This is a genomic window from Acinetobacter sp. NIPH 2100 (genome assembly GCF_000369805.1).
GTDB lineage: Bacteria > Pseudomonadota > Gammaproteobacteria > Pseudomonadales > Moraxellaceae > Acinetobacter.
This window is the reverse complement of record NZ_KB850224.1, coordinates 25216-38779: the sequence shown is the minus strand read 5'-3', so window position 1 is coordinate 38779 and position 13564 is coordinate 25216. Positions and strand designations below refer to the sequence as shown.

Here is a 13564-nt window from a genome sequence, read left to right as displayed (position 1 = left end):
CTGCCACCTATTTTTTAAATCCATGTTAAAAGTTCAGCATCACGCGCTTTTAAATAATGATGCTCATTAAAACTGAGTAATTGCAAACGACCATCGCTCCAACGCAACGTGCTAATACTGGCATTGGCAATTGACCAGTTCAGTGCAAAAATCTGTTTGGCATCCAGACCTAACACCTTACCAACTGCCACAGAAATGACACCGCCAGAACTGAATACCACGGCTTGACGCTGCTGGGTTGCATCAATGTGCTGACACAACAGCTGTAAGGCATTTTCTACCCGAGACTGAAAACCCAACCAGGTTTCATGATATTCATGGTCATATTGTTCTCCAATCCAACGATCAATCGCCCCATCAAAAATTTTGGCAAGGTAAGCACGTGGATTGGCCACCAATTCAACATCCTGCTTCAATAATTCAGGCTGATTAAAACGCGGTTCGTATTGTGCAAATACATGTTGGTGATCAAACTCATTCCATGCCGATTCGGTTTGAATGGGCGCATCACAAAAACTTTGCGATAATGCCAATTGCGCTGTTTGCTGATGGCGTTGCATCGAACCAGCCACAACCAATGGCGTTTGCTTCAGGGTTTGCTTAAAAAAATCACCCACGACCTGCGCTTGCTGTTCACCTTTGGCAGAAAGCTGATCATAACTTGCAGCACCAAATGATGCTTGCCCATGTCGTACCAAATAAATTGTGGTCATCGTTTTAAAATATCCTGTAGTTTTGCGCCATATTCAGCAATCAAGGGTCGTGCTTGCAGATGATCTTCCGCGATCAGTTTCAAGGCCCGAATATGTAAGGCATGAATCATAATCCAGAAATCTTTAAAAGCTGGGTTATCTGTTTGTTGATGGTAATAGCGATAATAAATCTGTTGGGCAATCACGGCTAAACGGAATAAACCAAACACTTCATAAAATGCCCAGTTGTCAGGCTGCAAACCTGTTTTTTCCAAATAATAATCGACCACTTGTTGTCGTGTCAGCATGCCTTTTAAATTGGTCGGTTGGCGGCGGCTGGATTTCATCAAAGCATCATCATCGTCCTGAATCCAGTAGGCGAGAGCACTGCCCAAATCCATCAATGGATCACCGAGCGTCGCCATTTCCCAGTCCAGCACCCCAATCACTTGAGTCGGTTGTTGTGGATCTAAAATGACATTATCAAAACGCCAGTCATTATGAATCACGCAAGTTTTAGCATCGGTTGGGATATGTTCCAGCAACCACTGACGCACAAACACAAAATCAGGAACATTCGGTGTCAGCGCCTTACGATAACGCGCATCCCAGCCTTCGACCTGACGGCGGCAATAGCCTTCACCTTTACCCAGTTTTTCTAGCTCTGTGCCTTGATAAGGCACTTGATGCAGCTCAATCAATTTATCTAAGACATTCAGGCAAAGTTGCTGTACCTGCGGCTCATCCAGCTGTAATTCCTTGGGTAGATTCGCACGTGGAATAATGCCCTCAATCCGCTTCATCACATAGAAATCACAACCAATCACGCTGTCATCTTGGCACAGCGCAATCATTTCAGGCAGGACAGGGTAAAACGGTGCAAGATGCTTCTGCACATTGTATTCACGTGCCATATCGTGTGCTGATTTGGCTTTGGTGCCTTTCGGTGGGCGACGTAGAATCAGATCGCTATTGTCATACTGTAGCCGATAAGTCCAATTTGATGCGCCACCTGAATACTGAGTGACTTGTGCTTGTCCCTGCAGCTTCACACCTTGTTTTTTTAACCAAGCTTCAACCGCTACAATATCCAGCTCTTCGCCATGACGAATCTGACCGCCAACATCAATTACTGCCATTTGCTTTTATCCTTATCAACGACCATAGCCACGTTTTTTGAGTTCTAATTTGGCAATCATGCCTTTATGAACCTCATCTGGTCCATCGGCCAAACGTAAACTACGTGCTTGGTTAAAAAATGCAGTCAGCGGGGTATCACGTGAAACGCCTTCGCCACCGTGGATTTGAATCGCCATATCCACCACGTTTTGTAATACAGTCGGTGCGACCACTTTAATCGCAGATATCTCGGTTAGTGCCGCCATATTCCCCAAGCTATCCATCTTATACGCTGCATATAGTGTCAATAAGCGAGCTTGATCGATTTGTACACGTGCATCAGCCACACGTTCTAAATTACCGCCCAGTTTAAGAATTTCTTTACCAAAGGCTTTGCGTGACATGCCACGGTCAATCATCAACTCCAAGGCTTTTTCTGCTGCGCCGATACAACGCATACAATGGTGAATACGTCCAGGCCCTAAACGACCTTGTGCAATTTCAAAACCTTGTCCTGCACCCCCAATAAAGCTGCTGACTGGCACACGCACATTGTCAAAATTGACTTGTCCATGTCCATGCGGTGCATCGTAATCACCAAACACAGGCAACATTCGTTCAATGCTCACGCCTTGCGTTTCAATCGGCACAAGTACCATCGAATGTTGATGATGACGGTCTTTATTCGGGTCTGGGGTATAAGCCATGAAAATAATCACTTTGGCATTGGGATCGCCCAAGCCCGATGACCACCATTTGCGGCCATTCAGTACAATTTCATCGCCCTCAATCACCGCCGTGGCCTGCATATTGGTGGCATCACTGGAAGCCACAGCGGGCTCAGTCATACAGAACACTGAACGAATTTCTCCTGCGAGCAAAGGTTGCAACCATTGCTGTTTTTGCGCCTCGCTACCATAGCGCCATAACACTTCCATATTACCGCTATCAGGCGCATTACAGTTAAATACGGTTGGTGCAAGTAAGCTACGTCCAGTCAGTTCGGCAATATGAGCATATTCCTGAACCGATAGACCTGCACCCAGCTCCGCATCGGGTAAAAACATGTTCCATAGGCCAGCCGCTTTAGCCTTATCTTTCAATTGTTGTAATTGTTCAGGCCACTGCCACTTGGTCCAGTCACCATCCACATTGAGATGATGAACTTCATCCCAAAATGCCTTTTCAATCGGTTCAATTTCTTGTTGGATAAAGGCTTTTGTTCGTGCAATAAAATCCTGTGCGCGCTCAGATAATGCAAACATCATCATTTCCCTCAATGTAAAATGTGTCGAATATTGATTCGCTGCTTTACATCACCATAAGTGAAAATTTATTATGAATGAAATGATTTAATTTTATTCAAAACTATGAATCAGATTCATAATAGTCATCCACTTGAAGTGGGCAATTTCCATCGCATTGATATCAATCTGTATCCTCTTTTTATTGCCATTTTTGAGCAAAACAGCATTTCAAAAGCAGCTCAACTCCTCTGTATCAGCCAATCTGCCGTCAGCCACGCCTTACAGCGCCTACGCACTCAGTTAGGTGATGAACTCTTTGTCCGTAGCGGACAAAAGATGTTGCCCACGCCATATGCCGAACAAATTTATCAACCGATTCAGGCTGCATTGCTGACGATCCAGCAGATTGCAGTACCTCAACACGACTTTGTGCCAAGCATGTTACAAAGCCTGAAAATTGCCATTCACGATGAAATCGAACCGATTATTTTTCCTGAGCTGGTCAATCATTTTGCTCTACTGAATTTGGATATTCAGTTTTTAAGTTCGAAACTGGATCGTAAAAATATGCTGGCCGATCTCTCTGCGCAGCAAATTGATTTTGTGATTGATCTGGTTCAACCCCATCAAGCTCATTTGCAGTTTGAAAATCTGATTGATGACCATTTTGTGGTGTGTACCCAACAACCTGAGATGAACTTGTCGTTCTATTTATCCTCGCCACATATTGGTGTGTCATCACGGCGTACAGGCTTATTACTTGAAGATATTTATCTGAATCGACAACAACTGTCCCGGCAAATTTTTCTACGCTGCCAGCACTATTCGACAGCTTTACAGGTGTTAGCGCAACACCCAAATGCCATTTTAACCATTCCTAAGAGTATTCTGAAAAACCTACATTATGCTGAAAATCTGAATATTCATGCTTTACCCATCGAACTACCTAAAATCAATATGGGCATGTATTGGCATGAGCATGTCAAACACAATCCACGCCATCAATTTTTACGCGCAGAAATTTTAAAAATTTTTAATACCCACGCATTTGATGAAGATTTGCACATTTTATAAAAGTATGTAATTCTATGTACATCTTTGGATGTCATCATCCATACAGAATTTGACAAGGGGAGTAGCCTCCTCCAAGCCTAAGTGCAAAACTGCCTTAGGTGTCAGAGTTTCGTCATTACACTTTGCAAAAAGTCGGACTCTGAGCATCACACTCAATTGTGATGTAGGCAAGACCTTGATCATGTTGAAACAGGTGTATTAATTCATCTGGCAACTGGTCAAGGTTTTTTTATGCCCATTTGCCAGATAGGGAGTTGTGATGGAAACTATCGGTAATTTATGGCTATACGCCGTGTTCTTCGGCCTCGTCGCGGTCATGCTTGTCGTCGACTTTTTAGGCTTTAAACAAAAACAAAACCAAGATGTTCCAATCAGACAGGCTGCTTACTGGAGTATCGCGTGGGTCACTGTCGCGGTGCTATTTGGTGGTGGTTTATGGTTCTACCTACAACAAACTGTAGGCGCAACCATTGCAAACCAAAAAACCATGGAGTATTTCGCAGGTTATCTACTGGAAAAATCATTAGCGATTGATAACGTTTTCGTTTGGTTGATGATTTTCGCAGCGTTTGCGATCCCGCCTGCTTTCCAGCGTAAAATCTTACTTTATGGCGTACTCGGTGCAATTATCTTAAGAACCATCTTTATCTTTATTGGAGCGTGGTTTGTACAAGAATTCTCTTGGGTGCTGTATATCTTCGGTGCGTTCCTAGTCTACACAGGCTTTAAGTTCCTGAAAGGACAGGATGAAGAAGACACTAATATTGAAGACATCAAGTTCCTGAAATGGTTACGCAAACATATGCGTATCACACCACAATTGCATGGTAATAGCTTCTTCGTCCGTCAAAATGGCTTACTCTGGGCAACACCTTTATTTTTAGTGTTGATCTTGGTTGAAGCGTCTGATGTGATTTTCGCTGTTGACTCCATTCCTGCGATCTTCGCAGTCACCACTGACCCGTTCATTGTTTTAACTGCAAACTTGATGGCGATTTTGGGCTTACGTGCGATGTTCTTTTTACTTTCTGGTGCGGCAAGTAAGATGCATTACTTACCTTATGGCTTAGGTATTATCCTTTTGTTCATTGGTGCGAAAATGTTATTGCTCGATGTATTCCATATGCCAATCTGGATCTCATTAGGCTTTATCGTACTGGTATTAAGCATCACCGCTTATCTATCAATACGTCATAATAAGCGCCAAGCGCAATAATAGCTTGAACATAAAAAGGGTCTCAATGCAGGCCCTTTTTTGATTTTGAACTCATCACTCAATATTTTCTATTTCTGGATCAATTGCTTGTAATAGAGGCCATTGCTGTAACCATTGTTTAGAATCGATACGCTTTTTAAACGTGGCGTAACTGACCAATGCTGGATTCCAGCAAAGTTTCAACTCAAATAAATCCTGTAAGCCAAACGGCGCAATCAATTCCAGTTCTCCTAAAGCATTTAACCGTACCGCAAGGGCTGTTGCTGTATCAGGCCATAACGATAAAGCCTGTTCAATCGACAGCAACGGCTGAATCCGTTCCCCATTATCTTTGCAATACCATGTATGCACCAATGCTTGATTGACCACATCCCATTGCTGTTGTGGAAACAATTGTTCTAGATGCTGTTGCAACTGCTTTTGTGAATATTGATCCATTTCTGTTGCATCATAATAAATCACATCTACATCGCTATATTTCAAATCAAAAGATTGACCATGTAAATGTCCCCACACAGTATTTCGCAGCACACCAGCACTTAAATACGCCTGGGGATATAAATGAGATAATGTCTGCAATATTGCAGAAAGCGCAGGGGATTGAGTAATCATCTCGAAAAGGATCGATTGATAATACTCATGCGTGTTTTTCATGCTTCAATCAACTGCATATATTTATTGAATCCACACATAATCATGCCTTAGTGCTCTGTACTTTAAAAGCACAGATCAATATCATATGTCGGCTTTCCTAATCAGAAACATAATAAAACAAGGCTGTTCACCAATTTATGTTGATCATGCCAATTAAAATGAGTGGGGTCTCATGCGTTCTAAAAAAATTAACTTAGTGGTCGTACCGTTATTATTAACGGCATGCAGCCATAATGATGGGCCATTGGTCCAAGATGTCTACAACAGTCAATATGACTGTGCAGCAGACTGGAATACTGAAACCTGCGAAGAAGAAAATAGCTCAGGCAGTAGCGGTTCCACTGCTGGGGTTCGCTACTATGGTGGCTTTGGATCAGGACGTTATTTAGGTCCACAGTATTATCAAAACAACCGTGAAGTCTCATTCCGTGGCAATAGCTTACGTCCACGTAGCAATCTCAGCGTTGGGCAACCCTCCATTTCAACTACGGCAAAAACCTATTCTGCATCATCTCCTGTCCGTGGCGGCTTTGGTCGTGGCGGTTTTTCCTTTGGTGGTTAATTTCAAAAACTGATATTTAAAATGAAAAGAAAAATCTTCACCCCACGTACAGATTGGCAAATTGAACACCAAAATATTGGCTTTGATTATTATAATTTACCCTCACTGGACGGCTCAATTTACTGGTCGGAAGGCATTGCCTACGAATTTAGCCTGAAACAAATTGAACAGCTTGAAGATGCTGCCAATGAATTACATCAAATGTGTTTATCGGTTGCAGGTGATCTAATTCAGCGCGGTAATTACCCCGATTACTTCCATCTACCCACTGCGGCAATCGCACATATTGAACAATCATGGCAACAGAATGCACCAATGTTGTATGGACGTTTTGACTTCGCTTACGATGGCCGTAACATCAAAATGCTAGAATACAATGCAGATACGCCAACGGGCTTACTTGAAGCATCTGTGGCGCAATGGTTATGGATCGAACAAGTTTCAGGTATTCCCAATCGAGATCAATTTAATAGTATCCATGAAGACCTGATTAAACGTTGGAAAACCATTCTACCGCGTGGCAGTCATCTCCATTTTGCTGCATGTCAGGAAGCAGGGCGAGAGGATTGGGGTAATCTAGAATATTTAATGGATACTGCCTTTCAAGCCCATCTGCAAGTCTCTGAACTCTCGATGGAGAACATCGGGTGGAACGGACAAGGCTTTGTTGATTTAAATCATCATCCCATTCAAAACCTGTTCAAGCTTTATCCATGGGAATGGATCTGGGAAGAATCTTTTTCGCAATATCTCAGTCCTCAAACACAGTGGATTGAACCTTGTTGGAAAATGCTGCTCTCTAATAAAGCAATTTTAGTCGAGCTGTGGAAACGCTATCCCAATCATCCTCTTTTACTCGAAACTCACGCCTTTGATCCACAGCAAAAGTACGCTGAAAAATGGGTAAAAAAACCAATTTTGGCAAGAGAAGGGGCCAATATTCGGGTGTTACAAAATGGTCAAGATCAAGGCGCTGCCTCAGGAAGCTTTTATTTTGAAGACTATGATAAGTATGGTTATGTGGTGCAAAAATGGGTGGATACACCATCATTTTCGGGTCAATTACCAACCTTAGGTTTATGGATGGTCGGACATCAATGTGCGGGGATGTCCATTCGAGAAGACTGCTATGACATTATTGGCAATGATGCTCATTTTGCTGCACATTATTTTGTAGAATAAAAGACGTAATTTATATAAATCATCTACAGTTTTTATTTTTTTAAAATTTCCCCTACATTCTCTCGCGCTAGGCGGCATGGATGCTGCTGGTTTAGCTGTGATAGATGGATGTATCATCAGCTAAACAGAGGATTTTTGTTACTTTTGATCCATCAAAAGTACGCTAAATACCTATATCAAATAATAGAACAAACGAGATCCATAGAATCATTACTATTGATTTAAATCGTATGTGTTGCCACACGTTTCATATACGCGATCAAGCGAGTAAAAAATAAAATCTGCAAAAAAATCGTAAACGCTGAAACGCACCACTCATACCATATGTCAAACACAGCATCAGCCAAACCAAAATATTGATAAATCGCCAACAGCACAATACCAAAGACAATGCCTGCAACTGTTGTCTGCATCAAAATAGGAAATGACAGGGCTGTTATCCGATTTAAGAAATGAATGCCTTGATCACCACCATTGGCCTGATAAGTCCGTTGAATTCCGATTAACATAATCAAAAGAGTCAGTACTGCTTCAACCCCAATTACACGCGCATCAGAATAAGGCGAGTACATACCGTAGTAATACACCACACTCACCACCAATGCTGCTGCAAGATAATAGTTTTTATAATGTTGTTTACTTAAAGTGTCCTCAGCCAACTCATGCGCCAAAGCTTTAGTATTCCAATAATACATACGTATTTTTCTCAAGAAGTATCATTATTGCTGACAATTTACGCATTTCCACTCAAAAGTAAAGTGAATTGATTCAATCTATTACTCACATTTATACACGTTTTAACGGCTTTAATTAGCCGAATAATCCAGTAAATTTGGCAAAATCAGGTACAATCAACCGAAAAAAGTAAAATTGTAGGTTGTTATGACTTTGGCTACTCCAATCACGGTGATTCGTGGTCGTTTCTTAGATATTCAAAAAACCGTTTCCCAAGCTGCTGAAATTGCCGATCAAGTTCGTTATATCGAAGATGGTGTCCTCATCACGGAACAAGGCAAAATTCGCTGGTTTGGCACGTGGAACGACGCTCAAGCCCATCTTCCTGCAAACGTTGATATTCAACATTATCCAGAACAACTGATCATCCCAGGCATGATCGATACACACATTCACTTCCCACAAACTGAAATGGTCGGTGCCTACGGCGAACAACTCCTAAGCTGGTTGAACACCTATACTTTCCCCACGGAAATTCAGTTCAAAGACAAAGCGTATGCACAAGACATTGCCAAATTTTTTGTCAATGAACTGCTTAAAAATGGCACCACCACTGCATTGGTATTCTGTACGGTTCATCCTGAATCTGTAGATGCCTTATTCGAAGCCGCAGAACAGCACCAGATGCGTTTAATCGCAGGTAAAGTGATGATGGATCGTCATGCACCAGAAGCCCTATGTGATACCGCAGAGAGCGGCTACGATGATTCTAAAGCACTGATTGAAAAGTGGCATGGTCAAGGTCGAGCGTTATATGCGATCACACCACGTTTTGCGCCAACATCTACGCCTGAACAGTTGGAAAAAGCAGGACAACTTAAAGCACAATTTCCAGATGTCTATGTGCATACGCATTTAAGTGAAAACAAAGATGAAATCGCTTGGGTAAAAGATTTATTCCCTGAACAAAAAGGCTATTTAGATGTTTATCATCATTATGGTTTAACGGGCCAACGTTCTGTATTTGCGCATTGCGTTCATTTGGAAGATGCAGAATGGAAATGTATGCATGATACCGACTCTGCCATTGCGTTTTGTCCAACTTCAAACCTGTTCTTGGGCAGTGGTTTATTTCCATTGAAAAAGACTTGGGAACAGCAAGTTAAAGTCGGTTTGGGTACAGACGTTGGGGCAGGGACCTCGTTTAGCTTATTGCAAACCGTAAATGAAGCCTACAAAGTCCAACAGTTACAGGGTGATAAACTCTCTGCATTTGAATCGTTGTATCATGCAACTCTGGGTGGTGCAAAAGCCTTGGATTTAGATGACAAGCTCGGTAACTTTAACTTAGGTAAAGAAGCTGATTTTGTAGTGCTCAATCTCCAACCAACGGCATTGCAACAATTACGTCAATCCCGTTCAAAATCGGTCGAAGACAGCGTATTTGCACTATTCACCATGGGTGATGACCGCAATATTGAGGCAACCTATATTTATGGACAGAAAGCCTACAGCCAAAACTAAACGTTTAAACAAACAAAGACTTGGGTGGTTGTTCGTTGCTGTTGGATGTGCTGTTCTGTTAAAACGTGACAGCGCATCTGCTCAAAATGAAACATTTTCTTCACCATCAAAAGGTGCATGAAAAGTGATTTTGTTTTAAAATTGGCAGATTAGCTCAAGATTTCGAGGTGTTGCAGGTCAACACCTTTTTTATTTTCCCGTTTTTAAGTTTTAGGAATCTACCGATGACCATTGCAATGCGCATTATGATTTCAAGTGAAGAGATTCAAGCCAAAGTGAAAGAACTTGGCGAAAAAATCAATGCACACTATGCTCAAAGTGATAAAGAACTGGTATTGATTGGCTTGTTGCGTGGGTCAGTTATTTTTATGGCAGACTTATGCCGTGCAATTGAAAAGCCACACGAACTCGATTTTATGACCGTTTCTAGCTATGTTAATGGCACGACGATTTCATCACGCGACGTAAAGATCCTCAAAGATCTCGATGGTGAAATTCACGGTAAAGATGTACTTGTGGTTGAAGACATTATCGACTCAGGCAACACCTTAAGCAAAGTGGTCGAGATGCTTCAAACACGTAATCCAAACTCAATTGAACTGTGTACCTTGGTAAGTAAACCATCACGCCGTGAAATTCCTTTGGAAGTAAAATTTTTAGGTTTTGAAGTCGAAGATCGTTTCATTGTGGGTTATGGTTTGGATTTCGATCAAAAATATCGTCACCTACCTTTTATCGGTGAGATTGGTCTTTAATTTATAAACTTCATTCGCATTTCTTCAATGCTTATGAGATATGTAATGAGCGAATCATTGCTGTTACATAAGGTGCTTTCGGGCACCTTTTTTATTGCTTTAATTTAAACAAACCCTGCTAAAGAATGCACAAAAATACGACACAAATAGGCAATCCACTACAGACAAAGCAAGAGCAGATCAAGCAGGATAGTAAGAAATATCACTGTTAAAACAAGGAGAAAGACAATGTGGTCTCTAATTGTGGCAATCGTCGTTGGTTTTTTTGCTGGTTTAATTGCCCGAGCGCTACATCCAGGTGAGGATAAAGCAGGCTTTATCGTAACAACCTTATTGGGTATTGCAGGTTCATTACTGGCTACGTATGGTGGCCGCTTACTCGGCTTATATGCCGAAAATTCGGCAGCTGGTTTTATTGCTTCCGTACTGGGTGCCGTGATTATTTTATTTATCTATAAGTTAGTCACCAAAAAAAGCTAAACAAATAAACAACTCCCTATTCATTTTAAGCAATGGATTGGGAGTTGTCCTTTTTCGATTTATAAACCTAACTCTTTCCAAATCATTTGAATTTCTTCAGCACTACGCCCGCCAACCATTTTTAAACCATTGCCAAAAATCAATGTCGGTGTACCATCCACACCCAATTTACGCCCTAACTCAAGATTACGTTCAATTGGGTTGGCACAGCTTTTTTCTTTCGGCTGCACATTTTTTTGCAACAAGTTTTTCCAGGTGTAAGCTTGGTTTGCATCACACCAAACCGATTTAGCCACTGCAATGGATTGTGGTTTTAATGGATACATAAACGTATAAATCGTGACGTCATTGAGTTTATCTAGCTCTGCTTCTAATTTTTTACAATAAGAACAATTTGGGTCTGAGAATACAACAAGCTCGTGCTTTCCAGTGCCTTTAACGGTTTTAATGGCATCTTTAAAAGGCAATTGTTTCCAGTCAATCGAGTTTTGTTTTAGTACTAAATCTTTAGTGAGATTCTTTTGATCTTTTAAGCGGACCATAGAGCCCACAAACATATGTTCTGCACTTTCATCTAAATAAATAATCTGATTATCCAGACTTGCACTATATAGGCTGGGCATTTCTGTGGTTTGAATATTGGTCACTTGAATATTGGGATACTGCTTGGCTAAATTGTTTTTTAAAGCCTCCACATTGGCGAAACTCATTGCAGAAACACAACTTAATAATGAGAATATCCCAATTTTTTTTAACATGACTGACACTCTATTCAAAAATCAGTGGCTATTGTAATCACTCTCTGATCGACAAACAGCTTAGCTTACTGAGCAACAACCAAAAATCAACCAACCCTAGCCATGTTTCACGTGGAACATCGAAGCTTATAGATCCATAAAATAACCTGCCAAACTTAAACCATATATTTGGTAAAAAACTGACAATATTGATACATCATATTGATATTTATTTAATATTTTAAAAACTCAGTAGCTCACAGCTTTTCTTTTTGGAATAATCTGTTCCAATTCGTCAGGAAGCAGGGAATAGTTCGATAAAAAAGCATCAACTCAAAGGAAATAGATATCGATAAGTAAACTTAACTTTTAAGTCATCAAAATATGTTTGTATTATCGAACGATTTTAGTCATATCATAGGGATGGACACCATTTCATCTTAAAATTTAGGTACATCAATGTATAGCGCGGAACTATTAGAAGAAGCCAAAACCTTTATGTTTCATATGCTCACCAAAGTGGTGGAATATGGCGGTTCAGATTTATTTATCACCGCAGATTTTCCACCGAGTATTAAACTTCAAGGCTTAATGCGACCTTTGGGACAACAAGCCTTAACAGCAGATAAAACCAAGCTGTTTGCCTATAGCTTAATGAATGAAAAACAACGCCAAGAATTTGAAAATGAATGGGAATGCAATTTTGCAATCAATGTACCCAATGTTTCACGTTTCCGTGTCAATGTATTTAAGCAACAGCTACAGATTGGCATGGTGATTCGTACGATTACTTCTGAAATTCCAACCTTCCAAAAGCTAAAACTCCCAGAATCCTTGAAAAATGTGATTATGGAAAAACGTGGTTTAGTGCTGGTGGTCGGTGGAACAGGTTCAGGTAAATCCACCTCATTGGCGGCCATGATTGACCACCGAAATGAAAACTCAGCGGGGCATATCATCACCGTTGAAGATCCTGTGGAATACGTACATAAACACAAAAAATCAATGATTACCCATCGTGAAGTCGGTGTTGATTGTCATTCATGGCAGCATGCCTTGAAAAACACCTTACGTCAGGCGCCCGATGTGATTCTGATTGGTGAAATCCGTGATACAGAAACCATGGAACATGCAATTGCCTTTGCGGAAACAGGTCATCTTTGCTTGGGCACCTTACATGCCAACAATGCCAATCAAGCTTTGGATCGGATTATTAACTTTTTCCCAGAAGAACGCCGTAATCAATTGCTCATGGACCTTTCATCCAATATGAAAGCGATTATTTCGCAACGTTTGGTCAGGACTCAAGACGGTCAAGGTCGCCGTGCAGCAATTGAAATTTTGCTGAATACCCCATTAATTGGAGACAATATTCTAAAAGGGCAATTCCACGCACTGAAAGAGATCATGAGCAAATCACGCGAGCTGGGTATGCAAACCTTCGATCAAGCGCTATTCGAGCTCTATAACGAAGGTGCAATCAGCTACGATGAAGCTTTACGTAATGCCGATTCAGTCAATGAGCTGCGTTTACAGATCAAGCTAAAAAGTACGCGCCAAGAAGGTTCGCCTGTCGCCATGATGACCGCTTTAAATGTAGTACAGGAAGAAAAGCCTGAAGAAGAGCAAGAACAAAGCTAATTAAAA

General features: G+C 41.2%; 14 protein-coding genes. 8 read left to right on the top strand and 6 right to left on the bottom strand.

Annotated elements, in window-relative coordinates; genetic code table 11:
* Positions 1-14 precede the first annotated feature (14 nt).
* From F887_RS17700 to F887_RS17710, 3 genes are read right to left on the bottom strand one after another with little or no spacing between them, the layout of a single operon-like run.
* Complete coding sequence (locus F887_RS17700) at positions 15-713, bottom strand: histidine phosphatase family protein (RefSeq protein WP_005290653.1); 699 nt, start codon at positions 711-713, stop codon at positions 15-17.
* Positions 710-1831 (bottom strand): phosphotransferase family protein, encoded by a 1122-nt coding sequence (locus tag F887_RS17705; protein WP_005290650.1) that lies wholly within the window; start codon positions 1829-1831, stop codon positions 710-712. Before F887_RS17705 ends, F887_RS17700 begins: the two co-directional genes overlap by 4 nt.
* A gap of 15 nt (positions 1832-1846) precedes the next feature.
* Positions 1847-3076: an acyl-CoA dehydrogenase family protein gene (locus F887_RS17710; protein ID WP_005290646.1), complete on the bottom strand. Its 1230-nt coding sequence runs from the start codon at positions 3074-3076 to the stop codon at positions 1847-1849.
* A 105-nt stretch (positions 3077-3181) separates the two neighbouring features.
* Here F887_RS17710 and F887_RS17715 point away from each other — a divergent pair, with 105 nt between their 5' ends.
* Together F887_RS17715 and F887_RS17720 are read left to right on the top strand one after the other, a co-directional pair.
* Complete coding sequence (locus F887_RS17715) at positions 3182-4132, top strand: LysR family transcriptional regulator (RefSeq protein ID WP_005290643.1); 951 nt, start codon at positions 3182-3184, stop codon at positions 4130-4132.
* 259 nt (positions 4133-4391) lie between these two features.
* Positions 4392-5348 (top strand): TerC family protein, encoded by a 957-nt coding sequence (locus F887_RS17720; RefSeq protein ID WP_005290640.1) that lies wholly within the window; start codon positions 4392-4394, stop codon positions 5346-5348.
* 54 nt (positions 5349-5402) lie between these two features.
* On the opposite strand, the gene F887_RS17725 is transcribed toward F887_RS17720, so the two are convergent.
* The gene (locus tag F887_RS17725) at positions 5403-6002 is read right to left on the bottom strand and encodes a nucleotidyltransferase family protein (protein ID WP_005290637.1); all 600 of its coding nucleotides are present in this window, start codon (positions 6000-6002) and stop codon (positions 5403-5405) included.
* Positions 6003-6174: 172 nt separating this feature from the next.
* On the opposite strand from F887_RS17725, the gene F887_RS17730 reads away from it, so the two are divergent.
* Both F887_RS17730 and F887_RS17735 read left to right on the top strand, forming a co-directional pair.
* Positions 6175-6564: a hypothetical protein gene (locus tag F887_RS17730; RefSeq protein WP_005290634.1), complete on the top strand. Its 390-nt coding sequence runs from the start codon at positions 6175-6177 to the stop codon at positions 6562-6564.
* A gap of 21 nt (positions 6565-6585) precedes the next feature.
* On the top strand, positions 6586-7746 hold the full coding sequence (locus F887_RS17735; protein ID WP_005290630.1) for a glutathionylspermidine synthase family protein: 1161 nt from the start codon (positions 6586-6588) through the stop codon (positions 7744-7746).
* A gap of 221 nt (positions 7747-7967) precedes the next feature.
* Here F887_RS17735 and F887_RS17740 read toward each other — a convergent pair whose 3' ends face one another.
* Positions 7968-8441: a hypothetical protein gene (locus tag F887_RS17740; RefSeq protein WP_005290627.1), complete on the bottom strand. Its 474-nt coding sequence runs from the start codon at positions 8439-8441 to the stop codon at positions 7968-7970.
* 187 nt (positions 8442-8628) lie between these two features.
* Between F887_RS17740 and guaD the strand changes: the two genes are divergently transcribed.
* The 3 genes from guaD (at position 8629) to F887_RS17755 (ending at position 11180) form a co-directional block, all read left to right on the top strand.
* Positions 8629-9945 carry a guanine deaminase gene (guaD, locus tag F887_RS17745; RefSeq protein ID WP_005290624.1) on the top strand — a complete coding sequence of 439 codons (1317 nt, stop codon included), beginning with the start codon at positions 8629-8631 and terminating at the stop codon, positions 9943-9945.
* Positions 9946-10169: 224 nt separating this feature from the next.
* A complete protein-coding gene (hpt, locus tag F887_RS17750) occupies positions 10170-10700 on the top strand; it encodes a hypoxanthine phosphoribosyltransferase (protein WP_005290621.1) in 531 nt (176 codons plus the stop codon).
* 228 nt (positions 10701-10928) lie between these two features.
* Positions 10929-11180 (top strand): GlsB/YeaQ/YmgE family stress response membrane protein, encoded by a 252-nt coding sequence (locus F887_RS17755; protein ID WP_005290618.1) that lies wholly within the window; start codon positions 10929-10931, stop codon positions 11178-11180.
* A gap of 59 nt (positions 11181-11239) precedes the next feature.
* Here F887_RS17755 and F887_RS17760 read toward each other — a convergent pair whose 3' ends face one another.
* A complete protein-coding gene (locus F887_RS17760; RefSeq protein ID WP_005290614.1) occupies positions 11240-11938 on the bottom strand; it encodes a DsbC family protein in 699 nt (232 codons plus the stop codon).
* Positions 11939-12376: 438 nt separating this feature from the next.
* Between F887_RS17760 and F887_RS17765 the strand changes: the two genes are divergently transcribed.
* Entirely contained in the window at positions 12377-13558 is a 1182-nt protein-coding gene (locus F887_RS17765) for a PilT/PilU family type 4a pilus ATPase (protein ID WP_005290611.1), read from the top strand.
* Positions 13559-13564: the final 6 nt, after the last annotated feature.

Excerpts from the sequence above, each read along its gene's own strand:
- F887_RS17760 (WP_005290614.1), bottom strand. The coding sequence starts at position 11,938 with ATGTTAAAAAAAATTGGGATATTCTCATTATTAAGTTGTGTTTCTGCA.
- F887_RS17755 (WP_005290618.1), top strand. The coding sequence starts at position 10,929 with ATGTGGTCTCTAATTGTGGCAATCGTCGTTGGTTTTTTTGCTGGTTTA.
- hpt (WP_005290621.1), top strand. The coding sequence starts at position 10,170 with ATGACCATTGCAATGCGCATTATGATTTCAAGTGAAGAGATTCAAGCC.
- F887_RS17735 (WP_005290630.1), top strand. The coding sequence starts at position 6,586 with ATGAAAAGAAAAATCTTCACCCCACGTACAGATTGGCAAATTGAACAC.
- F887_RS17720 (WP_005290640.1), top strand. The coding sequence starts at position 4,392 with ATGGAAACTATCGGTAATTTATGGCTATACGCCGTGTTCTTCGGCCTC.
- F887_RS17740 (WP_005290627.1), bottom strand. The coding sequence starts at position 8,441 with ATGTATTATTGGAATACTAAAGCTTTGGCGCATGAGTTGGCTGAGGAC.
- F887_RS17705 (WP_005290650.1), bottom strand. The coding sequence starts at position 1,831 with ATGGCAGTAATTGATGTTGGCGGTCAGATTCGTCATGGCGAAGAGCTG.
- F887_RS17725 (WP_005290637.1), bottom strand. The coding sequence starts at position 6,002 with ATGAAAAACACGCATGAGTATTATCAATCGATCCTTTTCGAGATGATT.
- guaD (WP_005290624.1), top strand. The coding sequence starts at position 8,629 with ATGACTTTGGCTACTCCAATCACGGTGATTCGTGGTCGTTTCTTAGAT.
- F887_RS17710 (WP_005290646.1), bottom strand. The coding sequence starts at position 3,076 with ATGTTTGCATTATCTGAGCGCGCACAGGATTTTATTGCACGAACAAAA.
- F887_RS17730 (WP_005290634.1), top strand. The coding sequence starts at position 6,175 with ATGCGTTCTAAAAAAATTAACTTAGTGGTCGTACCGTTATTATTAACG.
- F887_RS17765 (WP_005290611.1), top strand. The coding sequence starts at position 12,377 with ATGTATAGCGCGGAACTATTAGAAGAAGCCAAAACCTTTATGTTTCAT.
- F887_RS17715 (WP_005290643.1), top strand. The coding sequence starts at position 3,182 with ATGAATCAGATTCATAATAGTCATCCACTTGAAGTGGGCAATTTCCAT.
- F887_RS17700 (WP_005290653.1), bottom strand. The coding sequence starts at position 713 with ATGACCACAATTTATTTGGTACGACATGGGCAAGCATCATTTGGTGCT.